This is a genomic window from Pseudomonas sp. SWRI77 (assembly GCF_014269105.1).
In the GTDB taxonomy this organism is placed as follows: Bacteria; Pseudomonadota; Gammaproteobacteria; order Pseudomonadales; family Pseudomonadaceae; genus Aquipseudomonas; species Aquipseudomonas capeferrum.
Genome location: NZ_JABWRV010000013.1, coordinates 55,774 through 79,682 on the forward strand (window position 1 = coordinate 55,774; position 23,909 = coordinate 79,682).

General features: G+C 63.5%; 23 protein-coding genes. 11 read left to right on the plus strand and 12 right to left on the minus strand.

Going from position 1 to position 23,909, the window contains the following annotated elements:
• The first annotated feature begins 4 nt into the window (after positions 1-4).
• Entirely contained in the window at positions 5-1,459 is a 1,455-nt protein-coding gene (locus HU766_RS14465; RefSeq protein ID WP_033699604.1) for a TrkH family potassium uptake protein, read from the plus strand.
• On the opposite strand, the gene HU766_RS14470 is transcribed toward HU766_RS14465, so the two are convergent.
• Entirely contained in the window at positions 1,416-2,477 is a 1,062-nt protein-coding gene (locus HU766_RS14470; RefSeq protein WP_047583458.1) for an AraC family transcriptional regulator, read from the minus strand. The genes HU766_RS14465 and HU766_RS14470 overlap by 44 nt on opposite strands.
• Positions 2,478-2,630: 153 nt before the next feature.
• Here HU766_RS14470 and HU766_RS14475 point away from each other — a divergent pair, with 153 nt between their 5' ends.
• Positions 2,631-2,942 (plus strand): DUF962 domain-containing protein, encoded by a 312-nt coding sequence (locus HU766_RS14475; protein ID WP_033699608.1) that lies wholly within the window; start codon positions 2,631-2,633, stop codon positions 2,940-2,942.
• 40 nt (positions 2,943-2,982) lie between these two features.
• Here the strand turns inward: HU766_RS14475 and HU766_RS14480 are convergent, their stop codons facing one another.
• Positions 2,983-3,795, minus strand: coding sequence for a UDP-2,3-diacylglucosamine diphosphatase (locus HU766_RS14480; RefSeq protein ID WP_186658033.1), 813 nt, complete (start codon positions 3,793-3,795; stop codon positions 2,983-2,985).
• Between the two features lie 126 nt (positions 3,796-3,921).
• Here HU766_RS14480 and HU766_RS14485 point away from each other — a divergent pair, with 126 nt between their 5' ends.
• Together HU766_RS14485 and HU766_RS14490 are read left to right on the plus strand one after the other, a co-directional pair.
• On the plus strand, positions 3,922-4,695 hold the full coding sequence (locus HU766_RS14485; protein ID WP_033699612.1) for an AraC family transcriptional regulator: 774 nt from the start codon (positions 3,922-3,924) through the stop codon (positions 4,693-4,695).
• A 96-nt stretch (positions 4,696-4,791) separates the two neighbouring features.
• Positions 4,792-5,682, plus strand: coding sequence for a DMT family transporter (locus HU766_RS14490; RefSeq protein ID WP_186658036.1), 891 nt, complete (start codon positions 4,792-4,794; stop codon positions 5,680-5,682).
• Here HU766_RS14490 and HU766_RS14495 read toward each other — a convergent pair whose 3' ends face one another.
• Positions 5,683-5,964 (minus strand): SelT/SelW/SelH family protein, encoded by a 282-nt coding sequence (locus HU766_RS14495; protein ID WP_156310953.1) that lies wholly within the window; start codon positions 5,962-5,964, stop codon positions 5,683-5,685.
• A 67-nt stretch (positions 5,965-6,031) separates the two neighbouring features.
• Between HU766_RS14495 and HU766_RS14500 the strand changes: the two genes are divergently transcribed.
• A complete protein-coding gene (locus tag HU766_RS14500) occupies positions 6,032-8,218 on the plus strand; it encodes a patatin-like phospholipase family protein (RefSeq protein WP_186658051.1) in 2,187 nt (728 codons plus the stop codon).
• Between the two features lie 30 nt (positions 8,219-8,248).
• On the opposite strand, the gene HU766_RS14505 is transcribed toward HU766_RS14500, so the two are convergent.
• Both HU766_RS14505 and recQ read right to left on the minus strand, forming a co-directional pair.
• On the minus strand, positions 8,249-8,686 hold the full coding sequence (locus HU766_RS14505; RefSeq protein WP_033699619.1) for a MarR family transcriptional regulator: 438 nt from the start codon (positions 8,684-8,686) through the stop codon (positions 8,249-8,251).
• Between the two features lie 150 nt (positions 8,687-8,836).
• On the minus strand, positions 8,837-10,981 hold the full coding sequence (gene recQ / locus HU766_RS14510; protein ID WP_033699621.1) for a DNA helicase RecQ: 2,145 nt from the start codon (positions 10,979-10,981) through the stop codon (positions 8,837-8,839).
• Between the two features lie 246 nt (positions 10,982-11,227).
• Between recQ and HU766_RS14515 the strand changes: the two genes are divergently transcribed.
• The 3 genes from HU766_RS14515 (at position 11,228) to HU766_RS14525 (ending at position 13,938) form a co-directional block, all read left to right on the plus strand.
• A complete protein-coding gene (locus HU766_RS14515; RefSeq protein WP_033699623.1) occupies positions 11,228-11,815 on the plus strand; it encodes a YecA family protein in 588 nt (195 codons plus the stop codon).
• A 7-nt stretch (positions 11,816-11,822) separates the two neighbouring features.
• Positions 11,823-12,188 (plus strand): YbaN family protein, encoded by a 366-nt coding sequence (locus HU766_RS14520; protein WP_033699624.1) that lies wholly within the window; start codon positions 11,823-11,825, stop codon positions 12,186-12,188.
• Positions 12,189-12,564: 376 nt separating this feature from the next.
• Positions 12,565-13,938, plus strand: coding sequence for a TolC family outer membrane protein (locus tag HU766_RS14525; protein WP_186658061.1), 1,374 nt, complete (start codon positions 12,565-12,567; stop codon positions 13,936-13,938).
• Between the two features lie 18 nt (positions 13,939-13,956).
• Here HU766_RS14525 and HU766_RS14530 read toward each other — a convergent pair whose 3' ends face one another.
• The 3 genes from HU766_RS14530 to HU766_RS14540 all read right to left on the minus strand — a co-directional run bounded on the left by HU766_RS14530 (position 13,957) and on the right by HU766_RS14540 (position 17,204).
• On the minus strand, positions 13,957-14,556 hold the full coding sequence (locus HU766_RS14530; RefSeq protein ID WP_186658063.1) for a DTW domain-containing protein: 600 nt from the start codon (positions 14,554-14,556) through the stop codon (positions 13,957-13,959).
• Between the two features lie 53 nt (positions 14,557-14,609).
• Entirely contained in the window at positions 14,610-16,175 is a 1,566-nt protein-coding gene (locus HU766_RS14535) for a PAS domain-containing methyl-accepting chemotaxis protein (protein WP_186658066.1), read from the minus strand.
• Between the two features lie 135 nt (positions 16,176-16,310).
• Positions 16,311-17,204, minus strand: a complete 894-nt coding sequence (locus HU766_RS14540) for a LysR family transcriptional regulator (RefSeq protein ID WP_033699632.1) — start codon at positions 17,202-17,204, stop codon at positions 16,311-16,313.
• 224 nt (positions 17,205-17,428) lie between these two features.
• Between HU766_RS14540 and speB the strand changes: the two genes are divergently transcribed.
• Both speB and HU766_RS14550 read left to right on the plus strand, forming a co-directional pair.
• Complete coding sequence (speB, locus tag HU766_RS14545) at positions 17,429-18,379, plus strand: agmatinase (RefSeq protein ID WP_027593127.1); 951 nt, start codon at positions 17,429-17,431, stop codon at positions 18,377-18,379.
• A gap of 159 nt (positions 18,380-18,538) precedes the next feature.
• Positions 18,539-19,918 carry a sodium:solute symporter gene (locus tag HU766_RS14550; RefSeq protein ID WP_033699635.1) on the plus strand — a complete coding sequence of 460 codons (1,380 nt, stop codon included), beginning with the start codon at positions 18,539-18,541 and terminating at the stop codon, positions 19,916-19,918.
• A 76-nt stretch (positions 19,919-19,994) separates the two neighbouring features.
• Here HU766_RS14550 and HU766_RS26445 read toward each other — a convergent pair whose 3' ends face one another.
• Complete coding sequence (locus tag HU766_RS26445) at positions 19,995-20,123, minus strand: PA1414 family protein (protein ID WP_256214945.1); 129 nt, start codon at positions 20,121-20,123, stop codon at positions 19,995-19,997.
• A gap of 125 nt (positions 20,124-20,248) precedes the next feature.
• Positions 20,249-21,142: a LysR family transcriptional regulator gene (locus HU766_RS14555; RefSeq protein WP_033699637.1), complete on the minus strand. Its 894-nt coding sequence runs from the start codon at positions 21,140-21,142 to the stop codon at positions 20,249-20,251.
• Positions 21,143-21,247: 105 nt separating this feature from the next.
• Here HU766_RS14555 and HU766_RS14560 point away from each other — a divergent pair, with 105 nt between their 5' ends.
• Positions 21,248-22,429: an MFS transporter gene (locus tag HU766_RS14560; protein WP_186658069.1), complete on the plus strand. Its 1,182-nt coding sequence runs from the start codon at positions 21,248-21,250 to the stop codon at positions 22,427-22,429.
• Positions 22,430-22,438: 9 nt separating this feature from the next.
• Here the strand turns inward: HU766_RS14560 and HU766_RS14565 are convergent, their stop codons facing one another.
• Together HU766_RS14565 and HU766_RS14570 are read right to left on the minus strand one after the other, a co-directional pair.
• Positions 22,439-23,365, minus strand: coding sequence for a DMT family transporter (locus HU766_RS14565; protein ID WP_186658072.1), 927 nt, complete (start codon positions 23,363-23,365; stop codon positions 22,439-22,441).
• A 106-nt stretch (positions 23,366-23,471) separates the two neighbouring features.
• Entirely contained in the window at positions 23,472-23,867 is a 396-nt protein-coding gene (locus tag HU766_RS14570; protein WP_033699644.1) for a transcriptional regulator, read from the minus strand.
• Between the last annotated feature and the right edge of the window lie 42 nt (positions 23,868-23,909).

Consider the following 23,909-nt stretch of genomic DNA (forward strand, 5'->3'; position numbering starts at 1 on the left):
TCACATGGCGTTGCCGACCTTAAGGATCATTGGTTTCATCATCGGCATCTTTCTGATCACCCTGGCCGTCAGCATGGTCGTGCCCATGGCCACCCTGGTGATCTTCGAGCGCACCGGCGACATGCCGTCGTTCCTCTGGTCCAGCCTGATCACGTTCATTGCCGGCCTGCTCATGGTCGTACAGGGCCGCCCCGAGCATGTGCACCTGCGCCCGCGCGACATGTACCTGCTGACTGTCAGCAGCTGGCTGGTGGTGTGCGTGTTCGCCGCCCTGCCGTTCCTGCTGACCCAGCACATCAGCTACACCGACGCCTTTTTCGAGAGCATGTCCGGCATCACCGCCACCGGCGCCACGGTGCTCAGCGGCCTGGACAGCATGTCGCCGGGGATCTTGATGTGGCGCTCGATGCTGCACTGGCTCGGCGGCATCGGCTTCATCGCCATGGCGGTCGCGATTTTGCCGCTGCTGCGCATTGGTGGCATGCGCCTGTTCCAGACCGAGTCCTCGGACCGTTCCGAAAAGGTCATGCCCCGTTCGCACATGGTGGCCAAGTCGATCGTCGGCGTGTACGTCGGCTTCTCCGTGCTCGGCGCGCTGGCCTTCTGGTGGGCCGGCATGCGGCCGTTCGATGCCATCAACCATGCCATGTCGGCGATTTCCACCGGCGGGTTCTCGACCTCCGACCAGTCGCTGGCAAAATGGGATATCCCTGCCGTGCACTGGGTCGCGGTGGTGGTCATGATCCTTGGCAGCCTGCCCTTCACCCTGTATGTGGCGACCCTGCGCGGCAACCGTAGGGCGTTACTCCGCGACCAGCAGGTTCAGGGGTTGCTCGGCATGTTGGTGGTCACCTGGCTGGTGCTGGGCTCCTGGTACTGGGCCACCACCAACCTGCACTGGCTGGATGCCTTGCGCCACGTGGCGCTGAACGTGACCTCGGTGGTGACCACCACCGGCTTCGCCCTGGGCGACTACAGCCTGTGGGGCAATTTCTCGCTGATGCTGTTCTTTTACCTGGGCTTCATCGGCGGCTGCTCTGGCTCGACCGCAGGCGGTATCAAGATTTTCCGCTTCCAGGTCGCCTACATCCTGCTCAAGGCCAGCCTCAACCAACTGATCCACCCACGCGCAGTGATCAAGCAGAAGTACAACGGGCACCGCCTCGACGAAGAAATCGTGCGTTCGATCCTGACCTTCTCGTTCTTCTTCGCGATCACCATCTGCGTGATGGCATTGCTGTTGTCGCTGCTGGGCGTGGACTGGATGACCGCACTGACCGGTGCTGCCGGCACGGTATCGGGCGTAGGCCCGGGGCTGGGCGAAGTGATCGGCCCGGCCGGCAACTATGCCACGTTGCCGGACGCCGCCAAGTGGATCCTCGCCGGCGGCATGCTACTGGGCCGCCTGGAGATCATCACGGTGCTAGTGTTGTGCATGCCGGCGTTCTGGCGTCACTGAGCCCCTCAGGCTCCGCGCCCAGACGGGCACGGTACTCGCTGGGTGTGGCATCGAACCAGCGACGGAACGCCCGGTAGAAATTACTCGGGTCGGCAAAGCCTAACAGGTAGGCGGTTTCCAGCAAGGTCATGCCCGGCTGGGCGAGGTACTGCTCGGCAAGCTCACGCCGGGTATCGTCGAGCAAGGTCTGGAAGCTGGTACCTTCTTCTTGCAGGCGCCGCTGCAAGGTACGTTGAGACAGGTGCAGGGCCTGGGCCAGGGTTTCGCGCTTGGGCTCGCCCTGGGGCAATATGCGGCACAGCACCTGGCGGACCCTGTGGGTCACCCGGCTTTCCGAGAAGCGCGCCAGGTACTCACCGGCAAAACGGTCATGCAGCACCGCCATCGCCTCGTTGGCAGTCGGCAGCGGCGCCTCCATGTCGGCACGCTCGAACACCAGTGCATCGTGCGGTGCGTCGAACACCAGCGGTGAGTGGAACGCCACCTTGTAAGGTTCGACGTTCTTGGGCTGCGGCCCCTGAACCAGCACACGTCGTGGCTGAATGTCACGCCCGCTGAGCCAGGTGCACAACGCAAGCGCACACGCCAACGACGCTTCGGCGCTGTGCCGGGTTGGCGGCAGATGGTCGCCATGCACGGTCAGAACCAGCGAATAGCCCTCTGGGCCAAGGCGAAAGCTGAGGTCGGAACTTTCGGCAATGATGCGCTGGTACCGCACCAGCCGCTCGAAACCTTCGGCCAGGGTGCGGCTGGACATCAACGCATAGCCCACCACATGGAACGACGCCGGGCGCACCACCCGCGCCATGTTCAGGCCGATGGCTTCGTTGCCCGACAGCTCTACCGCCAGTTGCCAGAGCCGGGTCATGGCGTCCTGGGGGAAACGCGCGTCGGGGTCATCGAGGGCAGCGAAGTCCAGCCCTAGCTGCTTGAACATGGCCGGGCAGTCGAGCCCTTCCAGCTCGAGTGCCTTGACGATCCCTGATGCCCAGCTGGCTGACGTGGTTCTTTCACTCATGACAGGCTTCTTATGCTGACCGCTCCTGCGGTGAACCCCAAGGATACTCAATTGGCGCCTATTGTCACTGGTAGGCCCCGCCAATGACTCTAGACTCGATTCAGGCTCCACGCCGTGCATCTTATCCACAAGTATTAATCCCGGAGCACTGCCATGACCCGCACAGCGCAGTTTCGCAGTTTTGCCGAGTTCTACCCCTACTACCTGGGCGAGCACAGCAACCCCACGTGCCGCCGCCTGCACTTTGTCGGGACGAGCCTGGTAATTGCCCTGCTGGCGTACACCATCGGCAGCGGCAAATGGTTGCTGCTGCTGGCCGTGCCGCTGTTCGGCTATGGGTTTGCCTGGGTCGGGCATTTCTTTTTCGAGAAGAACCGGCCGGCGACGTTTACATACCCGTTCTATAGCCTGATGGGTGATTTCGCCATGTTCCGCGATATTCTGCTGGGCAAGATCAGCCTGTAAATCGCCGGGGCCGCATTGCGCGCCCCATGCCCCTCAAGCCTCACGCCGATTCGCGCACCGTCGCCACCTTCTGCGCGCTCTGCGCCTGCACATCCGCCAGCCGATACAATTCGATGCTGCCATCCCAGTGCTCGATCAACGCCGTGCACGACTCCACCCAATCCCCGCAATTGAGGTACTCGACCTCCCCCACCTTGCGCATTTCGGCATGATGAATATGCCCGCAAACCACCCCATGAAAGCCTCTGCGGGTGCACTCATGGGCAATGGCAGCCTCGAAGTCACTGATGAAGTTCACCGCGCCCTTGACCTTGTGCTTGAGGTAGGCCGACAACGACCAGTAGCCATAGCCGTAACGGGCACGCCAATGGTTGAGCCAACGGTTGAGCACCAGGGTGAACTCATACGCGCGGTCCCCCAGAAACGCCAGCCAGCGGTGGTAGCGGGTAATCACATCGAACTGGTCGCCATGGATCACCAGCAGGCGTCGGCCATCGGCAGTCAGGTGCTCGGCCTCGTCCACCAACTGGATATTGCCCAGCATCAGCTTGGAATAGCGGCGCAGGAATTCGTCATGGTTGCCGGTGACATAAATCACCTCGGTGCCCCGTTTGCTCATGGTCAACAGGCGTCGGATCACGTTGGTGTGGGCCTGCGGCCAATAGATGCCACCGCGCAGCTTCCAGCCATCGATGATATCGCCCACCAGGTAGATGCGGTCGGCCTGGTAGCCCTTGAGAAACCGCGACAGATGCTCGGCCTGGCAGTCACGGGTGCCCAGATGTACATCGGATATCCATAAGGTGCGCACGCGCTGCTTGCGCGAAGGACGGGAGAGTTCGGCATGGGTCATGGGCGGGCTCCGGCGCAGTTTGCTGGAGCCTGGCAGGTGCAGATGACAGTGCAGTGGCAAAACGGTTACCCGTGATGGCCTGCCGTGAATGAGGCACAATGCGCACCTGCCCTGCGAGGACGCCCCATGACCACCGGCCCGATTCTCTCGCTGCGCCGTTACCGGAACAGCCTGATTACCCACAGCCACGAACATCCGCAACTGGTGTTCGGCTTGGCTGGACGCTTGCACTTCGAGGTCCAGGGCCACGGGGCACGGGTTGATCGCCAGGGCCTGATGGTGGTGCCGGCAGGCGCACATCACACCTGCGCCAGCGATGCTGGCAGCGATTGCCTGGTGCTGGATGTGCCCGGGGAGCACTGGTTGCGTGAACAGCTGGGCGAGCATGCCGATGCCAGCCGTCGCCTGCTCGATCGCCCCGCTGCCTTGGGCCTGGATAGCCGCCAGCAGCAGCTGGTCGACTGGCTGGCGACCAGCCCCATCGACGACCCGCTGATTGCCCGGCAAGGCGCGGCGCTGCTGTTGGCCAGCCTCAACCCCGCGGCAGCCGCAAGCATCCGGCCCAGCCAGCGCCTGCCTTATGCCGCCTTCGATGCGCATATCGAGCAACATGCCGCCCACCCCTTGCAGGTGGCCGACCTGGCGCGCCTGGCCGGCCTGTCCACTGCGCGGCTGCATGCGCGCTTCATCGCCGAATGCGCGATGACGCCGATGGACTACATTCGCCAGCGGCGCCTGCTCAAGGCGCGGCAGCTGGTGGAGCGGACCTTGCTGCCGTTGGGCGAGATTGCGGCGCAGGTGGGGTACAGCTCGCAGAGTGCGTTTTCGGCGGCGATGCTACGGGCGTTTGGCTGTACACCGCTAGCCTTGCGGCGAGCGTCTGGCGACAACGGACGCTAGGTGCGCGACAGATCCTATTGGCCTGAGGACTTACACTGTGCCTGCACTGGCCCTTTCGCGGGGCAGTGCTGACCTGCTCTTGCTCAAGGACCCACCATGAACCACCGCACTGCCCTAGGCGCCCTGCACATCGGCGCGCTGTTTTTCGGCCTCACCGGGGTGTTTGGCAAACTGGCCGCCAGCGCCAGCCCGGCGATCATCGTCTTCGGCCGCGCGGCCTTCGCCGTCATCGCCCTGGCGCTGTTCGCCCAGTTCGCCCGCAAAGGCTGGCACCGGCTGACGGGCCCGGATGTGCGCCGCTTGCTGCTAGGCGGGGTACTGCTGGCGGGTCACTGGGTCAGCTTCTTCATTGCCGTCAAGGTCGGCGGTGTAGCCATCGCCACCCTGGGCTTTACCAGCTTCCCGGCCTTTACCGTGATCCTTGAAGGGGTGCTGTTCCGCGAACGCATCCGCCGCAACGAAGCCGTGCTGGTCGTGCTGGTGTGCATCGGCCTGGTGCTGGTCACCCCGGCATTCGACCTGGCCAGCCAGGCCACCGGGGGCCTGCTTTGGGCAATGCTGTCGGGGCTGCTGTTCTCGCTGCTGTCGCTGACCAACCGCGCCGGCTCCGGGCGCTTGCCAGCAGTGCAGGCAGCGCTGTGGCAGAACCTGGTGGTCAGCCTCTGCCTGTTGCCGTTCGCAGCGTCGGGGCTGGCGGCGGTGACGCCGATGGACTGGGTGTGGATCGCCCTGCTCGGCATCTTCTGCACCGGCGTGGCACACAGCTTGTTCGTCGCCAGCCTGGCCGTGATCAAGGCGCGTACCGCCGCCGTGGTGTTCGGTATGGAGCCGGTGTATGGCATCGCCGTGGCCTGGGCGGTGTTCGCCGAGACCCCTACTATGCGCATGCTGCTGGGGGGCGCGCTGATCATTTTCGCCATCGTGCTGTCCAGCCGCCTGGCTGCCGAACAACCCGCCAAGCCCCGGCCTTTGGCAGAGGGTACGTAATCAGCGGTCGTTGTGGCCCAGGTCGCGCTGCGGGTCGATCTGGTCGCGTACCCGCTGCTTGAGCACCTTGGCCTCCGGGAACCCACCGTCGGCCTTGCGCTCCCAGATCTGCACGCCATTGCAGGTGATGCGGAAGATGCCACCGGTGCCAGGCTCCAGCGCCACCCGGCCGAGGTCGTCGGCAAAGGTACTGAGCAGCTCCTGGGCCAACCAGGCGGCGCGCAGCAGCCACTGGCACTGGGTGCAATATATGATGACGATTTCCGGCTTGCTGATGGCCATGGTGAAGCATCTCCAGGTAAGGGGCCGCTTATACTAGCGGTCTTTCGCCCACGGTTTGAGACTCACGATGCGCCGTTTGCTGTTCTGTTTGTTGTCGATATTCGTTGCTATTACGGCACATGCCGCCGAACAGGCTCGGCCCAAGGTCGGCTTGGTGCTGTCTGGCGGCGCGGCCCGTGGCCTGGCCCATATCGGCGTGCTCAAGGCCCTGGAGGAACAGGGCGTGCGCATCGACGCCATCGCCGGCACCAGCATGGGCGCGGTGATCGGCGGGCTGTACGCCTCCGGCTACAGTGTCGAAGAACTGGAAAAGCTGGCCACCACCCTGGATTGGCAGCAGGCGCTGTCCGACGCGCCCCCGCGCAAGGACATCCCCTTCCGGCGCAAGCAGGACGACCGCGACTTTCTGGTCAAGCAGAAGCTGAGCTTTCGCGACGACGGCAGCCTGGGCCTGCCCCTGGGCGTGATTCAGGGCCAGAACCTGTCGCTGCTGCTTGAAAGCAAACTGGCCCACACCGCCGACACCCGCGACTTCGACAAGCTGCCGATCCCTTTCCGTGCTGTGGCTACCGACATCGCCAGTGGCGAAAAGGTGGTGTTCCGCCGCGGCCACCTGCCCCAGGTGATCCGCGCCAGCATGTCGATCCCTGCCGTGTTCGCCCCGGTCGAGCTGGATGGCCGACTGTTGGTGGATGGCGGCATGGTCGACAACATTCCGCTGGACGTGGCCCGCGACATGGGGGTGGACCTGGCCATCGTGGTCGACATCGGCACGCCACTGCGTGACCGCAAGCAACTGGCCACGGTGGTCGATGTGCTGAACCAGTCGATCACCCTGATGACCCGGCGCAACTCCGAAGAGCAGCTGGCCAGCCTGCACCGTGATGACATCCTGGTGCAGCCACCGCTGGCCGCGTTTGGCGTGACCGACTTCGGCCGGGCCCGCGAAATGATCGAAGCCGGCTACCGTGCCACGCGCCTGCTCGACCCGCGTCTGGCGGCGTTGCGCCAGCCCGAAGGTGACAGCAGCCTGGCCATTGCCCGCTCGCCGCACCAACGCACCCCGGTGATTACCGCCATCAGGGTAGAGAACGACTCCAAGGTCAGCGACGACGTGATCCGCTCCTATATCCGCCAGCCGATCAATGCGCCGCTGGAGCTGGACCGCCTGCAGACCGACATGGGCACGCTGTATGGCCTGGACTACTTTGACCGGGTGCAATACCGTGTGGTGCACAAGGGCGCCGACAACACGCTGGTGATCAATGCCCGTGGCAGACGCGGCGGCACCGACTACCTGCGCCTGGGGCTTAACCTCTCGGACGACCTGCGCGGCGACAGTGCCTTCAACCTCGGCGCCAGCTACCGGGTCAACGGCATCAACAGCCTGGGCGCCGAATGGCTGACCCGCGCGCAGATCGGCGACCAACAGGAGCTCTACAGCGAGTTCTACCAACCGCTGGACGTAGGCTCGCGCTTCTTCATTGCCCCCTACCTGGACGTGGGCTCGCGCAACATCGAGGCGACCCTGGACAACGACCCGGTCGCCGAGTACCGCCTGGAGCGCTACGGTTTCGGCCTGAATGTGGGCCGGCAGATCGGCACCTACGGCGAGGTGCGACTGGGTGCGGGCAAGGCCTGGGGCGAAGCCGAAGTGCGCATCGGCGACCAGGACCTGCCCAAGGTCAGCTTCAATGAAGGCTTCTACGAGCTCAAGTACTCGTTCGACACCCTCGACAACGTGTACTTCCCGCACAGTGGCGAAGACATCGGCCTGACCTTGCGCAAGTACGACAAATCGCTCGATTCCGACCAGGACTATCGCCAGTGGCTGTTCAGCCTGGACAAGGCCATCAGCAGTGGCCCGAACACCTGGGTGCTGGGCGGGCGCTACGGGCGCACACTGGATGAAACGGAGGTGGTGACGTCGAGCTTCGTGATGGGCGGCGCACGGGAGCTGTCAGGGTTCCGCCAGGACTCGGTGTCGGGGCAAAACGTCAGCTTGCTGCGCATGGTCTACTACCGCCGCCTGACCCCGCGGGCCTACGTGCCACTGGACTTCCCGCTGTATATCGGCGGGTCGCTGGAGCGTGGCCGGGCGTGGAACAACGACAACGAATTTGACAGCGGCTATATCAATGCAGCGAGCATCTTCCTGGGGATGGAGACGCCGCTGGGGCCGCTGAACCTGAGCTACGGGGCCAACAGCGCACATGAGCAGGCGGTGTATCTGAACCTGGGGCATACGTTCTGAAACGTGGGGCCGCTGTGCGGCCCCCAAAAATCAGGGCTTTTCGAGGTTGCCGAGGATTTTCGCATGCACGCGCATGCACACCTCCAGGTCCGCTTCATCCACGCCGGTGAACAGCTCAAGCCGCAATGCATTGGCAATGGTCTCGATCTGTTCGATCAGCGGCTTGGCCGGTGGGCATAGCAGGATTTTCTTCGCCCGCCGGTCTTCAAGCACCGCTTGGCGCCGCACCAGGCCCTGCGCCTCGAGGCTGTCGAGCAAGCGTGCCAAGGTCGGGCCTTCGACCCCAACGCTCTGGGCCAATTCACGCTGAGTGGGGGCCTCCTCGAAACGGGCCAGGTGCAGCAACACCAGCCAGCGCGCCTGGGACAGGTTGAGCCCGGCCAGGCGGCGATCCAGCTCGGCACGCCAACCCCGGGACATCTGGGCCAGCTGCATGCCGAAGCGGTGTTGGTTGTCGGTCAGGGGCATAAGCAACTCATTGGATAGATCTAATTATTAGGCAGCTAACCATGACCCGGACCACGTGGCAAGGCTCGGGCCCTTGCCAGTGTCCGATAATCGTCAAAAAACATGACAAAGGTCAGCAGTTGGCGGGTCTGGCCTGGAACCTTGTCGCGCTCAGAGCTCGAACTCCGCCGCCAACGCGGCGCGCACGCAATACAGCACACCTTCAGGTATGCGCGACCCGAACAGCGGCGCGATGGTCGATACCGGCGGCAGTTCGCCCTCCCCGTCAAGGAAGGCGTCCTGCACCTCCGCCAGCAAGTCTTCTGGCAGGTCGATGGCTTGATCAAGGCTCAGTTCCTGGCGGCCGAGCGCCTCGGCCAGCAGGCTATAGACGTTCTTTTCACTGCAGTTGAGTTGCCCGGCGATCTGCGCCGGGGTCATCCCCGCGCGTGCCAGGCTGACCAGCTCGTGACGCAGGTCCAGCACCACTTTCGGTGCCTCGTCAGTGCCACCGCTGTTGTTGAGCACCTCAAGGAACGCCTGGCCATAGCGCTCAAGCTTGCGCGCGCCCACGCCGCTGACCTGGGCCATGTCGCTGAGGCTGGCCGGCTGGCTGCGTAGCATCTCGAGCAGCGTCGAATCGGGGAAGATGACGTAAGGCGGCACGCTGTGCTCCTCGGCCAGCTTGCGCCGCAGGGTACGCAGCGCTTCCCACAGTTCGCGCTCTTCGGCACGCACCAACTGGCTGGCCGGGCTGCCGCCGCCTGAGGCGCTCTTGGCCACGGTCTGCGGCTTGAGGTCACGGCGCAGTTGCAGGTTCACCTCGCCGCGCAGCAGCGGCCGGCAGCTGTCGGAGAGGCGCAAGCCGCCGTAGCCTTCCAGGTCGATATCCACCAGGCCGCGCGCGACCAACTGGCGGAACAACGAGCGCCACTCGGCTTCGGCCAGCGACTTGCCGACACCGAACACCGAGAGCTTCTCGTGGCCGAAATTGCGCACCTTCTCGGTGTCCTTGCCCAGCAACACATCGACCAGGTGCCCGACCCCATAGCGCTGACCGGTACGGAACACCGCTGACAGCGCCTGGCGAGCCGGCTCCGTGGCGTCCCAGGTCTGTACCTGGTCGATGCAGTTGTCGCAATGCCCGCAGGGCTGCTCCAGGGTTTCGTCGAAGTAGGCCAGCAGCGACTGGCGGCGGCAGCGGGTTTCTTCACACAGGGCCAGCATGGCATCGAGCTTGTGCTGCTCGATGCGCTTGTGGCGCTCGTCGCCTTCAGAGTTCTGCAACATCTGCTTGAGCATCACCATGTCCTGCAGGCCGTAGGCCATCCAGGCATCGGACGGCAAGCCGTCACGCCCGGCACGGCCGGTTTCCTGGTAGTAGGCCTCGAGCGACTTGGGCAGGTCGAGGTGGGCGACAAAGCGCACGTTGGGCTTGTCGATGCCCATGCCGAAGGCGATGGTGGCGACCATGATCAGCCCTTCCTCGTTGAGGAAGCGGTGCTGGTTGGCAGACCGCGTCTCGGCCGCCAGGCCGGCGTGGTAAGGCAGCGCAGGGAAGCCTTGATCGCAGAGAAAAGCAGCGGTCTCGTCGACCTTCTTGCGCGACAGGCAGTAGACGATGCCTGCGTTGCCACGACGCTCGCCGAGGAAGGCCATCAGCTGCTTGCGCGGCGCTTCCTTGGGCACGATGCGGTAGAAGATGTTCGGCCGGTCGAAACTGGAAAGGAAACGCTCGGCGCCCTGCAGGTGCAGGCGCTGGACGATCTCTTCGCGGGTGCGCATGTCGGCGGTGGCGGTCAGGGCGATGCGCGGCACATGCGGGAACAGCTCGGCCAACTGGCCCAGTTGCAGGTATTCCGGGCGGAAGTCATGGCCCCATTGCGACACGCAGTGGGCCTCGTCGATGGCGAACAGCGAGACGTCCAGCTCGCGCAAGAAATCGAGCATGCGCGGCTGCACCAGGCGCTCGGGTGCCAGGTACAGCATCTTCAGCTCACCGCGGCGCATGCGCCCGGCCAGCTCACGTTGCTGCTCGGCGTTCAGGGTGGAGTTCAGCGCGGCCGCAGCCACCCCAAGCTCATCGAGCGTGGCGACCTGGTCGTCCATCAGCGCGATCAGCGGCGAAACCACCACCGTGAGGCCGGGGCGCAACAGCCCAGGCACCTGGAAACACAGCGACTTGCCGCCGCCGGTGGGCATCAGTACCAGCGCATCGCCGCCGTTGGCCACGCATTCGATGATTGCTGCCTGGCGCCCACGGAAACTGTCGTAGCCGAAGATATCCTTGAGAACGCGCTGAGCCTGTTCGAGCATGTGCAACTCCACAAATCGCCGTACCATCCTGGATACAGGCTGGACGAAAAACCCGCCCCGCACACGCCGAATGCGTAAGCGGTTTTTGCCAGACGGCCGCAACAGCCCGCCCCTGGATGAAAAATCGCGGATTATACCCCAGTGCCAACCCCCGCAGGAGGCTGCGGTGACAGACGTTCCCTTTGCCCTGCTTTCGCCGCAAGATGCTAGAATTCGTTATCGTTTATTCCCCAAGGTAGCCCTGTAATGTCCTTCGCCGAGCAACTCACCCGCCTGCAAGCCTTCCTCGACGCCGACGAGCTGCACGAAGAAGCGCTGGACTACGTCGCCGCCCACGGCTACCTCACGGCACTTTCGATCAATGCCGAGGACGTTCCCGAGCGCGAGTGGATCGACGCCCTGTTCGCCGAAGAGCCGCACTACGCCAGCGATGCCCAGCGCACCGAGATCGAAGCGACCCTGGTGGCGCTCAAAGCTCACATCGCCCGCCAACTGGCCAGCGACGAGGAGTTCGACCTGCCATGCGACCTGGACCTGACCGACGAGCCGGACGATTCCGACCTGCGCGGCTGGTGCATCGGCTTCATGGAGGGTGTGTTCCTGCGTGAAGAGGCCTGGTTCGAGAGCGCCGAGGAAGAAGTCAGCGAGATGCTGCTGCCGATCATGGTCGGTTCGGGCCTGTTCGACGAACAGCCAGAGTTTGCCGACATCGCCAGCAATGCCAACCTGCAGGACGACATGATCGTGCAGATCCCAGAGGCACTGAGCGCGCTGTTCCTGCTGCTGCACGCCCCTGACGAGAAGCCGGCGCTGCTCAAGCCACGCCACCACTGAGTCGGCTGTGCGCTACCTGCTGCTGGCCATCGGCTGGCTCAGCGTCGCGCTGGGGGTGCTGGGGATATTCCTGCCGGTGTTGCCCACCACCCCTTTTCTGCTACTGGCGGCAGCCTGCTTTGCCCGCAGCTCGCCGCGCTTTCATCACTGGCTGGTCCATCACCCGAAGCTCGGGCCGTGGATCCGCGATTACCTCAGTGGCGAAGGCATCCCCCTCAAAGGCAAGGTCTACGCTATCGGCCTGATGTGGGCCAGCATCGGCCTGTCGTGCTACCTGGTACCGCTGTTCTGGGCACGCGCCTTCATGCTCACCAGTGCGGTACTGGTGAGCCTGTATATCCTCAAGCAGAAGACCCTGCACAGACCACGCTGAATGCGGCGCGCCAGTAAAGGCACCCTCGCAGGGCGTGCCGTGGCCGTCGAAAAGCACAGTCAGTCAATTTTTTGTCGCCAAATATCTATTTCGCCTATCCAGGCTTTTTTTTAGCTACAAAAGTTCTGGAACTCGCTGTAAACCTTGAAAAACGAGACTTTCAGCAGCTTTCAATTTCGCTGTTGTGGATCAGCTCCCGCTTGCTCTTAGACCACATAAATCAGATAACAGAATTTGTTATGAGAAAATCTTCTTACGACTTTGATTGAATGTTCTTAGCTCTGTTGTTAAAAACCTGACACGATTTGCAGGATAACTATATCGTCATTTTTTTGGCGACAAGCAGGACTTATTTTAGGATCAGGGAGAGGTACCCATGCGCGTTTTGAACCCCATCACCAGTGCATTACTGTTGGCCATGGCGTGTGCCAACGTACAGGCGATGTCGATTACCGAGGCTGTCCAGAGCGCCGTGGATTACCATCCGCAGATCAGCTCCAACCGCAACAGCAAGCTGTCCGCTGATGAAGACGTGAAATTCGCGCGTGGCGGCTACTACCCTTCCGTGGACCTGGTTGCAGGTTATGGTCGCCAGCGTTCGGACAACCTCAGCACCCGCGGCACCAATGCCGACGGTACGCGCAGCCACGACAAGGCCACCCTCAGCTACACCCAGTCGGAACTGCGCCTGCGCCAGATGCTGTTCGACGGCTTCAACACTTCGAACGAAGTAGGCCGCACCGAAGCGGTCGCCACCTCGCGCGCCTACTACACCCAGGCCGTCGCCCAGGATGTTGCCCTGCGCGCGGTAGAGGTGTACCTGGAAGTACTCAAGCGCCGTGAGCTGGTGACGCTGGCCAAGAACAACCTGCAAGCGCACCTGCGGGTCAACGACCAGATCGGCCTGCGCACCGAGCGCGGCGTCGGCAGCACCGCCGACCTCGATCAGTCCCGCGCCCGTCGTGCACTGGCAGAAAACAACCTGGACACCGCCGAAGTCGACCTGGCCGATGCCGAGGCCAACTTCTTCAGCGTCATCGGCCGACAGCCCGATGAACTGGAGGGGCCGCAATCGATCAAGGTAGAGATCCCCGGCACCCTCGACGATGCCCGTGAAGGCATGCGCCAGAACAACCCGTACATCAAGTCTGCCCAGGCCGACGTCAATGCTGCCGAGCAGCAGTACGAAGTGGCCAAGTCGACCTTCTACCCACGCCTGGACGCGATACTGGCCACCGGCGCCAACAACAACCTCGGCGGCGAGAAAGGCCACAGCAACAACGACTGGCAGGCCGGTGTCGAGCTCAACTACAACGTGTTCCGCGGCGGCAGCGACAAGGCCCGCCTGCAGTCCGATGCCCACAAGATCAACCAGGCACTGGACATTCGCAACAACGCCCTGCGCGAGCTGACCGAGAACCTGAGCCTGGCCTGGAACGCCATGAACAACGCACGCAAGCAGACCCCGACCGCGCGTGAATACGCCGAGACCACCAAGCGTGTGCGTGCTGCCTACCAGGACCAGTTCGGCCTTGGCCAGCGTACCCTGCTCGACGTGCTCGACAGTGAGAACGAGCTGTACAACGCCGACCGCCGTTACACCGAAGTGCGCTACACCGAGGAGTTCTCGATGTACCGGGTACTGGCAACCATGGGTGAGCTGCTGAGCAAGCAACGTATCTCGCTGCCGCCGGAAGCCATTGCCAGCAATGAGGTGAAGACCGAAGCCAGGCTGCCTGACATGCGCTGAGTGCAAGCCTCAGAGCGCCTATGAAGGGCCGTGATTGCGCTGGAAGGTCTCGGCGCCCATGGCCTTTATCTGCCCCTCGATCAGCGCGTCGAACGGTTTGAGCAGCGCGTCAAAGCTGACTGGCTGCTCCAGCACGTTCAGCGCCTCGACCACCGCCTCCAGGGTCGACAACGCCCCCGCCTCCGGCGCCTTGCGCAGCCGGTAGCGCGAAGGCGCAACCGCGCCCAGCGTCACCCGCGGCAATGCCGCAAGCATTGGGTTCAGGTACAGCAGCTTGCGGGCCTTGCGCCAGGTACCGTCGGGTACGATCAACAGCAACGGCTGGTCATCCACTTCGGTATAAGCCGCCAGCACCTGGGCTTGATCGCCCGGGAACAGCAACGCGGCACGGTAACCGGGCGTGGCAAGCAGCTCATCCAGGCCCTCGAACACCTCCCCGACCCGCAACTCGGCATTGTTCAGCCCCAGGGCCGCCAGGCGCGCGGTATTCAGGGCATGGGCGGTTTCACTGGGGTGCTGCAGCAGGACGATACGGGTGCGGCTGCCGAGCGAGGGGATCAGTGGGCATAGGCAGTGGTCAAGCGGGCGCTGGCAGCGCTCGCAGCGGGGTCTGGGCATAGGGCTCTCCTTACCGGGCGCAGTGTGCCACAGCTTGTTCGAAATCCCCTGCCTCAGCGGTTGAAGCGCTCAGCCAGGCTGTGCAGGTATTCGGCCATACGCTCCAGGTCCTGGCTGATTTGCGCACCCTGCCTGGCCTGCCCCGCGCTCTGGTCACACAGGTGTGCAATCCTCACGATCTGCTGGTTGATATCCTCGGCAACATGACTTTGCTGCTCCGAAGCCGTCGCCATCTGCTGGCTCATGCCGGTAATGCGGCTGACCGCCTGGGCGATACCGGCCAACGCCACTTGCACCGCCTCGACACTGTGCACGCTGTCGCGCGAAATCTGCTCGCCGCGGGTGGCGGTACTCACTGCCCGCTCTGCCCCCACCCGCAACGAGGCGATGATCTGATGAATCTCTTCGGTCGAGGCACGGGTGCGCTGGGCCAACGAACGCACCTCATCAGCCACCACGGCAAACCCGCGCCCCTGTTCACCGGCCCGCGCTGCCTCGATGGCGGCATTGAGTGCCAGCAGGTTGGTCTGGTCGGCAATCGAAGTGATCGTGTCGACCACGCTGCCAATCGACTGGGTCTGCTCGGCCAGTGCATTGACTGCCTGGCCGATATCATTCACCGCATCGCTCATGCTCCCCATCGCCTTCAGGCTCTGCTGGGCCAACTCGCTGCCATGCTGCGCCAACTGGTCGGCATCGCCTGCGGCATGGGCGGTGCTTTGCACGTTATGGGTAACCTCCTGGATGGTCGCTGCCATTTGCGCGATCGCCGTGGCGGACTGGTCGGTTTCGCTGCGCTGGCGGTCAAGCATCTGCGCCTGGGCGTCTGACAGGTCGGCCGACTGCGCCGCACGTGACTTGACCCCGACTCCTGCATCCACCAAGCGGGTCAAGGCGGTTTGCAAGCGCGCCTCTTCACTGATGATGGCCAGGTCCAGCTGGCCTTGCAGCCCCGGGTTGTCGCTGTAGGTCAACGCCACCAACGGGCTGGTGAAGGCTTTCGGGTGCTCGCCCAGGGTACGCCGGATGGCCTGGCTCTGCCGGTGTTCGATCAAGTACCAGGCCAGCAGCAGGCTGGCCATCAATACCCCCAGCGCCGCATACGGCGGCAACCACAGATAACCTGCGGCCGAGAGCAGGCCTGCGCCAATCAGCGGCCAGCCGCGGCCCAGCTGATGCCCTAGCCGCGCGGCCCAGGGTACCGCTGAGCGGCCGGCACGCAGGCGCGCGTATAGCGCTTCGGCACGGCGAATCTGCTCGCGCGTCGGCACCGAGCGTACCGACTCGTAGCCGCTGACCCGCCCTTGCTCGTACACCGGGGTGACGTAGGCGCTGACCCAATAATAATCGCCGTTCTTGGCGCGGTTCTTGACCACGCCCATCCAGGGTTTGCCTTGTTTGATGGTGTCCCACATGTGGCCGAAGACGGCCGGAGGCATGTCGGGGTGGCGCACCAGGTTGTGGGGCTGGCCGACCAGTTCGTCGTAAGTGAACCCGCTGATCGCCACGAAGGCGTCATTGCAGTAGGTGATGCGGCTGTTGAGGTCCGTCGTGGAGATCAGGCGTTGATCGCTGGAGAAGGTTCTTTCGTGCTCAGTGACGGGCAAATTCATGCGCATCTTGGGCGATCCTTGCAGGATGAAGAGGGGGAAATCATCAGCGCAAGTTGATATTTAGCAGAGCGCTATCAGGTTAGCGGTCCTGTTTTGTAGGAATTGAGCCCGTCCCGACGGAATGCATGAACACACTGTGCATCAGCCGACGTTGAGTTGGCTTTTAAGCAGGTCGCGGAAGGTTTGAATCAACGGTTCGCGGCTACGGCCGCGGCGAACGATCAGCGAAAATGGCGCCTGATAGCCGAAGGTAGACGGCGACAAGACGCGCAGGTCGCCCTTGTCCACCCATGCCTGGGCGTAGTGCTCTGGCAGGTAGCCGATGTAGGCACCCGACAGGATCAGAATCAGCTGCGCCTCCATGCTCTCCACGGTCGCCGCACTGTGCTTGAAGCCGTGCCGGGCCAGTTCTGCCTGGCTCCAGTAGCCGCGCCCGACCATGCGCTGCTGGGTCACTACCTGCTCGGGGATGCGCCGCTCGGCGAACAACGGGTGGCGGCTGCTGCAGTACAGCCAGTGCTGCTCACGGTACAGGGGCTGATAGACCAGGCCACTCATGCGCGACGAAAACGCCCCGATGGCCAGGTCGAGGCGGTTGTCCTGCACCCCCAATTGCAGCTCGTAGGGGCTGGACACCGACAGGTGCAGGTGAACCCCCGGGTGCTCCTGGCTATAGGCACCGATGGCTTCGGCCAGTGGCAACGCGCGGTCACCCACGGTCGAGTCAATCACCCCCAGGTTGAGCGTGCCCCGCAGCTCGCCCTTGAGCGCCGCGGCATATTGCTCGAAGCCATCCAGCTCGGCCAGCAGGCGCAGGCTCTCCTGGTGGAACAGTTCACCTTTGCTGGTCAGGCTGAAACCGCCGCGCCCACGGTGACACAGGACAATCCCCAGCCCGCCCTCCAGCTGGCTCATGTAGGTGCTGATGGCCGACGTCGACAGGTTCAGCTCGCGCTGGGCGTTGGCGAAGCCCTGGTGGCGCACCACGCTGACGAAGATGCGCAGCAGTTTCAGATCGGGCAGGGTCGAGGCCATGGTGCAACGGTTCCGCAAAGTTAATGGCGGCAAGTCTAACCGGTTGCGCAGGCATTAGTTCAGAAATTCCTGAAGTAAGTATTTGCCGGTAGCGATTCTTCCCGGGCACTACCTTGCGCAAACTCGGCCGAAATGTCCTGCCCGCCGGCACAACCAAAGCAAACAGGCGCGCCGCGGCACAGGTTCGAACAAACACAACAATCGACCGACTGATGAGGCCCACCGTGGACAAGACTCTCCACCAACCACTGGGCGGCAACGAAATGCCGCGTTTCGGCGGCATCGCCACCATGCTCCGCCTCCCCCACCTGCAAAGCGCCGCCGGCCTGGACGCCGCGTTCATCGGCGTGCCGCTGGACATCGGCACCTCCCTGCGCTCCGGCACCCGCTTCGGCCCACGGCAGATCCGCGCCGAATCGGTGATGATCCGCCCGTACAACATGGCCACCGGTGCTGCGCCGTTCGACTCGCTGTCGGTAGCCGACATCGGTGACGTGGCCATCAACACCTTCAACCTGCTCGACGCCGTGCGCATCATCGAAGAAGCCTACGACGAGATCGTCGAGCACAACGTCATCCCGATGACCCTGGGTGGCGACCACACCATTACCCTGCCAATCCTGCGCGCCCTGCATAAAAAGCACGGCAAGATCGGCCTGGTGCACATCGATGCCCACGCCGACGTCAACGACCACATGTTTGGCGAGAAGATCGCCCACGGCACCACCTTCCGCCGCGCCGTGGAAGAAGGCCTGCTCGATTGCGACCGCGTGGTACAGATCGGCCTGCGCGCCCAGGGCTATACCGCCGACGACTTCAACTGGAGCCGTCGCCAGGGCTTTCGCGTAGTTCAGGCCGAGGAATGCTGGCACAAATCGCTGGAACCGCTGATGGCCGAAGTACGCGAAAAGGTCGGCGGTGGCCCGGTTTACCTGTCGTTCGATATCGACGGCATCGACCCTGCCTGGGCACCGGGCACCGGCACGCCGGAAATTGGGGGCTTGACCACGATCCAGGCGATGGAGATCATTCGCGGCTGCCACGGCCTGGACCTGATCGGCTGTGACCTTGTCGAAGTCTCCCCGCCTTACGACACCACCGGCAACACCTCGCTGCTCGGCGCCAACCTGCTGTTCGAAATGCTCTGCGTGCTACCTGGCGTAGTGCGTCGCTGAACCAGGCCTGCGCCGCGCCAACCGCGATACCCGCTATACCCTGGCAGGAGCCATGAGGGAGGGCCATTGAGGCCCGTCAACACAAGACAAGACCGCCAGGTGCCGTAAGGTGCCCGGGCGGTCGATCTCGCCATAATAAAGATAATCGGGAGACTCCCAATGGCCTTGGACATCATTGTTGTAATGATCTATACCGCCGGCATGCTCGGGCTTGGCTGGTATGGCATGCGGCGTGCGAAAACCCACGAAGACTACCTGGTGGCCGGACGCAACCTCGGCCCCACCCTGTACATGGGCACCATGGCCACCACCGTGCTGGGCGGCGCGTCCACCGTCGGCACCGTGCGCCTGGGCTATGTCCACGGTATTTCGGGCTTCTGGCTGTGCGCTGCGCTGGGCCTGGGCATCATCGCCCTCAACCTGTTCCTCGCCAAACCGCTGCTGCGCCTGCGCATCTTCACCGTCACCCAGGTGCTGGAGCGTCGGTACAACCCCATGGCACGCCAGGCCAGTGCAGCGATCATGCTGGCCTATGCGCTGATGATCGGCGTCACCTCGACCCTGGCCATGGCAACCGTACTGCAGGTGCTGCTGGAATTGCCGTTCTGGATGTCGTTGCTGCTCGGCGGTGGCGTGGTGGTGCTGTACTCGACCATCGGCGGCATGTGGTCGCTGACCCTGACCGACATCGTCCAGTTCGTGATCAAGACCGTCGGCCTGATGTTCATCCTGCTGCCAGTCTGCCTGTACAAGGCCGGCGGCTGGGACACCCTGGTGGCCAAGCTGCCAGCGTCGAGCTTCCAGCTGACCAGCATCGGCTGGGACACCATCATCACCTACTTCCTGATCTACTTCTTCGGCATCCTCATCGGCCAGGACATCTGGCAGCGGGTGTTCACCGCCCGTGACGAGAAGGTCTGCCAGCGCGCCGGTACCACCGCAGGTGTGTACTGCGTAGTGTACGGCCTGGCTTGCGCCCTGATCGGCATGGCTGCACACGTGCTGATGCCAGACCTGGCAAACCCGAACAATGCCTTTGCCGAGATGATCAAGAGCACCCTGCCCGATGGCATCCGCGGCCTGCTGATGGCGGCGGCCCTGGCAGCCATGATGTCCACCGCCAGCGCCGGCCTGCTGGCCGCGTCCACCACCCTGACCGAAGACCTGCTGCCCAAGCTGCGTGGCGGCAAGCAATCGAGCCTGGGCATCAGCCGCCTGTTCACCTTGCTCACCGGCCTGGTGGTGCTGGGTATCGCCCTGGTGGTGAACGATGTGATCAACGCCCTGACCCTGGCCTACAACCTGCTGGTCGGCGGCATGCTGATCCCGCTGATCGGTGCGATCTTCTGGAAGCGCGCAACCACCGCAGGCGCAATCGCCAGCATGTCGCTGGGCTTCGCCACCGCGCTGTTGTTCATGTTCAAGGATGGGTTGGAAGCCAACACGCCGATTTACTACAGCCTGACGATTGGCCTGGTGAGCTTTGTGGGGATCAGCCTGATGACGCGTAAATCGGTAGCAGCGATGAAGCTGGCCTGATAGCCGATACACCCTTAGATAACACCGGCAACAAAAAGGCCGCCGCATCAGCCATGATGCGGCGGCCTTTTTCATTTCAGCGACGACGCGGCTGGCGCTTGCGCTGCTCTTCGTCAGTCGGGATCGGCACCGGCTGCAAGGGTGGTGGTATCAGCCCCAGTGCGACAGCCAAGTCGTGGAGCCAGTTGAACAGTGGTTTCTTCATAGTGCCCCCTTTGACGGGTCAGCCTCACGGTCAATCAATCCAGTCATGTTTCATACAGATCATAGCCCGATGTCCTGTATTGCGCATGTATCTGTTCCTAGAGATAGGGGCCATTTTGACGCGGATCAAGGGGAAACGCCGCATTCCGACGACTGGCTAATCGTTTCGCTTTGTTGCAGATCGATCCACGCCTGCAAATTCGCCCCTCGCATCCCTTGGCGCCACATCAACCAGGTCACCGCCTGATCGAACGGCGCCTGCAAGCGATGAACCCGCACCCGGTCACGCCCCGGCAGGCTGTCGAGCATGGACTGCGCCATCATCGCCACGCCGGCGCCGGCGATGACGCATGCCAGCATACTCTGGTAGGACTCGATCTCCATCACTCGCCCCATCGGCGTATGCGCGTGGGCATACCAGGCTTCAAGGCGCATGCGGTACGAGCAGCCTTGGCGGAAGGTGAACACCGCCTTGCCTGCCACGTCTTTTGCCGTGTGCACGGGCGGGTGTTCGGGGCTGGTGATCAACACCAGTTGCTCTTCGCACAGTGGCACGCCATCCAACCCGGCCAGGCTCGGCGGGCCATCCACCAAGGCCGCGTCCAGGCCATGGCTGAGCAAACCCTCGAACAACTCGCCGCTGGGCGCCGCGCGCACCTGCAGGTTCACCGCCGGGTACGCCTGGTGGTAACGCGCCAGCAAGGCCGGCAGGTGGGTCGCTGCAGTGCTGTACATGGTGCCCAGCACAAACTCCCCGGCCGGCTGGCCACCCTGCACAGCCGCCATCGCCTCGTCACGCAGGGCCGACAGGCGATTGGCGTAGTCGAGCAACACCTTGCCCGCAGGTGACAGCTGCAAGCGCTGGCGCTCGCGCAAAAACAGCTCGACGCCCAGTTGGTCTTCGAGCTGGCGCAGGCGCGTCGACAGGTTCGAGGGCACCCGATGCAAGCGCTCGGCGGCGCGGGTCACCGAGCCTTCCTCGGCAACCGCCTGGAAGATGCGCAGTTGGCTGAACTCCATACCATTCTCCAAAACAGAACAACTTCATCATCATTATTCAATTTTATTGAATATAAAAGCCCCTTAACCTGCCAGCCATCGCTTACCTCGTGCAGGAGTCCTTCCATGTCACCGCTCATACAACTGCTGGCCAGCGCCGTGGCGCTGATGATGGCCATGGGCATAGGCCGCTTCGCCCTGACCCCGCAACTGCCGCAATTGATCGCTGAAGGCCAGTTCGACCTCACGGCCGCTGGGTTGGTCGCAGCAGCCAATTACCTGGGTTACTTCCTGGGTGCAGTGGATGCCATGTTCGCCCGCACCCCTGCCCAGGTTCGCCTGCGCCTGCATGGCGGGCTGTGGCTGTGCGTGCTGTTGACCCTGGCCTCTTGGGCCGCCGGTGGCTTCTGGAGTCACCTGCTGCTGCGTTTCGGCACCGGCGTGGCCAGCGCCTGGGTACTGGTGATGATCACCAGCCTCAGCCAGCAGGTCGCCAATGCACACCAGCGCCAGCGCCTGGGCGCGCTGGTGTTCGCAGGGCCCGGGGTGGGTATCGCCGTTAGCGGACTGTTGGCGCTGGGTGCGCATGTGCTGGGGCTGGGTTCGGCAGCGCTCTGGTTGATCTATGCCACCGCCGCGCTGCTAATGCTGCTGGCAGTAAGGCCTTGGTTGCCACGGCCGCAGGCGCCGGCAATGATCCCGGCCACTGTGCAGCCAGGTACAAGGCACGGTGCCGGTATTGGGCGCCTTGGGCTGGTGTATGCCTTGTACGGCGTCGGTTACATCCTGCCGGCCACCTTCTTGTCACAGATGGCCAACCAGCAGTTTCAGGGACAATGGCTGGCCGACCTGTTCTGGCCTGCGTTTGGCGTGGCGGCAGCGCTGGGCGTGGTGCTGGTGAGCCTGCGCCGGGACGGCCGGACCTCTGCCTGGCTGACCGCCACCCTGTGGCTGCAAGGGCTGGGCGTGCTGGCTTGCTTGTGGGGCGGCGGCCTTGGCCTGGCCTTGGGCGTGGTGCTGTGCGGTGCGCCGTTCCTGGCCTGCATGCAGCTGGTGATGCAGCGTTCGCGGGAGCTGGCGCCGCAGGCGACGCAGCGTAATGCCGGGCTGCTCACTGCGTGCTTTGCACTCGGGCAACTGAGCGGGCCGTTGTTGGCGGCCGTCAGTAACCACTACACGGGGAGTTTGCAGCCCGCATTGCTGCTGGCCGCCAGTGGTCTGGCAGTGGCCGGGGGGCTGGTGCTGGCTGGCGCCCAAGCCCATCGCACCTGCCCTGCCCAACACTCGGCGGATGCGTGCTCGGTGTAGGTGCTACCGTCACCCCACCCACTTACGCAATTGCTGCTTTACCCAGGGCTCGGCACTCACCAGCACCACCCCAAGCAACACCATCACTGCGCCGAGTACGAAGTTCACGCTCAGTGGCTCATCCAGCAGCAGCACTCCGAACGTCACGCCGAACAACGGCGTGATGAACGAAAACACCGCCAGGTTCGACGCCAGGTATTTGCGCAATAGCCAGAACCAGGTCAGGTAGCTGACAAACGACACCACGATCCCCTGGAACAGCACACTGCCAATCGCCAACGGCGTCAGCGACACCGCCCCGATCTGGCCACTGAGCAAGGCAATCAGCAGCAACCCGGCAAAACCGACGGCCAGCTGATAGAACAAGGTCAAGGTCGCTGGCGCTTCCGACAACCGCGAACAGCGCACCACCACCGTCGTCGCGCCCCAGGCCAACCCTGCCACGACACCGAAGGCATCGCCCAGCAAGGTGCGGCTGTCCATCTGCTCGAACGACATACCGCCGGCAAATGCCGTGGCAATCCCGCCGAACGCCAGCAAGATCCCCAACCACTGCAGCAGCCGCAGCCGCTCGCTGGGCAGCAAGAAGTGCAGGCCCAAGGCAGTAAACACGGGTGCCGTATACAGGAAGACAGACATGTGCGCTGCCGACGTCAGCTTCAGCCCCTCGGCGATGAACAGAAACTCCACGCCGAACAGCGCGCCGGCCAACAGCCCGGCGCGCCAGGTAGTGCCCACCTGCTCCCAACCACCGCGCCAGCAGATCATCAGGCCCACCAGCACTGCAGCAATACAGTTACGCAGGGCGGCCTGCATCACCGGGGCAATGTCGACCGCGGCCGTCTTGATCAGCACCTGCTGGCAGCCCCAGATCAGGCACAGCCCGAGCATGACCTGGAAAGCAAAAGCGTCGGGGTTCTTCCGGGCCGCGCTCATGAGCGGGCCTTACGGATAATCGATGGCATCGGCGTCAACTCGGCAGTCTTCAAGAATTACCGATTATCGGTTTTCCTTGGCCACCCGTGCCACCCTCAAAACGACCTCAAGCAATCTGCGCCTTGGAGGACACCTGCTCAAAGGTCGCCTCATCCAGCGCGTCTTCCTGTTCTTCGAGCACTTGGCGGGGGTGCTCGAAGCCTGGGATGCTGCTGTCGATCAGGCTCAACAGGCGTGATCCGCGCTCGGTAAGGACAAAGTTTTCACCGTTGCCACCGTCTTCTGCTGGCCGGGTTTCGATGAAGCCGCGCTCGAACAGCAGCTTTTCATACTCGCAAGCGCGGGTCTTCAGGTGGTCAAGGTCGCCAACTGGCTGGCCTTTGGCGGCCAACGCTGCGGCGTGCTGCTCGGCATAGGGGCGTGGCGTGAAGCTGTGACCGGCGCTGTTCTGGGCTTCATGCAGCAAGCGCTCGATCAGGTCCCAGTCGTAGGTGATGCTCATGGCGGCAGGCTCCTGCTGTGGACGGAAGGGGTACACAGGGTG

What these genes read in the sequence shown, in the direction of transcription:
- HU766_RS14540 (WP_033699632.1), bottom strand. Translation starts at nt 17,204, where the DNA reads ATGGCCTCGACCCTGCCCGATCTGAAACTGCTGCGCATCTTCGTCAGC.
- HU766_RS14505 (WP_033699619.1), bottom strand. Translation starts at nt 8,686, where the DNA reads ATGCCCCTGACCGACAACCAACACCGCTTCGGCATGCAGCTGGCCCAG.
- HU766_RS14490 (WP_186658036.1), top strand. Translation starts at nt 4,792, where the DNA reads ATGAACCACCGCACTGCCCTAGGCGCCCTGCACATCGGCGCGCTGTTT.
- HU766_RS14470 (WP_047583458.1), bottom strand. Translation starts at nt 2,477, where the DNA reads ATGAGTGAAAGAACCACGTCAGCCAGCTGGGCATCAGGGATCGTCAAG.
- HU766_RS14570 (WP_033699644.1), bottom strand. Translation starts at nt 23,867, where the DNA reads ATGAGCATCACCTACGACTGGGACCTGATCGAGCGCTTGCTGCATGAA.
- recQ (WP_033699621.1), bottom strand. Translation starts at nt 10,981, where the DNA reads ATGCTCGAACAGGCTCAGCGCGTTCTCAAGGATATCTTCGGCTACGAC.
- HU766_RS14495 (WP_156310953.1), bottom strand. Translation starts at nt 5,964, where the DNA reads ATGGCCATCAGCAAGCCGGAAATCGTCATCATATATTGCACCCAGTGC.
- HU766_RS14480 (WP_186658033.1), bottom strand. Translation starts at nt 3,795, where the DNA reads ATGACCCATGCCGAACTCTCCCGTCCTTCGCGCAAGCAGCGCGTGCGC.
- HU766_RS26445 (WP_256214945.1), bottom strand. Translation starts at nt 20,123, where the DNA reads ATGAAGAAACCACTGTTCAACTGGCTCCACGACTTGGCTGTCGCACTG.
- HU766_RS14465 (WP_033699604.1), top strand. Translation starts at nt 5, where the DNA reads ATGGCGTTGCCGACCTTAAGGATCATTGGTTTCATCATCGGCATCTTT.
- HU766_RS14565 (WP_186658072.1), bottom strand. Translation starts at nt 23,365, where the DNA reads ATGAGCGCGGCCCGGAAGAACCCCGACGCTTTTGCTTTCCAGGTCATG.
- HU766_RS14500 (WP_186658051.1), top strand. Translation starts at nt 6,032, where the DNA reads ATGCGCCGTTTGCTGTTCTGTTTGTTGTCGATATTCGTTGCTATTACG.
- HU766_RS14475 (WP_033699608.1), top strand. Translation starts at nt 2,631, where the DNA reads ATGACCCGCACAGCGCAGTTTCGCAGTTTTGCCGAGTTCTACCCCTAC.
- HU766_RS14555 (WP_033699637.1), bottom strand. Translation starts at nt 21,142, where the DNA reads ATGGAGTTCAGCCAACTGCGCATCTTCCAGGCGGTTGCCGAGGAAGGC.
- HU766_RS14525 (WP_186658061.1), top strand. Translation starts at nt 12,565, where the DNA reads ATGCGCGTTTTGAACCCCATCACCAGTGCATTACTGTTGGCCATGGCG.
- HU766_RS14485 (WP_033699612.1), top strand. Translation starts at nt 3,922, where the DNA reads ATGACCACCGGCCCGATTCTCTCGCTGCGCCGTTACCGGAACAGCCTG.
- HU766_RS14515 (WP_033699623.1), top strand. Translation starts at nt 11,228, where the DNA reads ATGTCCTTCGCCGAGCAACTCACCCGCCTGCAAGCCTTCCTCGACGCC.
- HU766_RS14530 (WP_186658063.1), bottom strand. Translation starts at nt 14,556, where the DNA reads ATGCCCAGACCCCGCTGCGAGCGCTGCCAGCGCCCGCTTGACCACTGC.
- HU766_RS14560 (WP_186658069.1), top strand. Translation starts at nt 21,248, where the DNA reads ATGTCACCGCTCATACAACTGCTGGCCAGCGCCGTGGCGCTGATGATG.
- HU766_RS14535 (WP_186658066.1), bottom strand. Translation starts at nt 16,175, where the DNA reads ATGCGCATGAATTTGCCCGTCACTGAGCACGAAAGAACCTTCTCCAGC.
- HU766_RS14550 (WP_033699635.1), top strand. Translation starts at nt 18,539, where the DNA reads ATGGCCTTGGACATCATTGTTGTAATGATCTATACCGCCGGCATGCTC.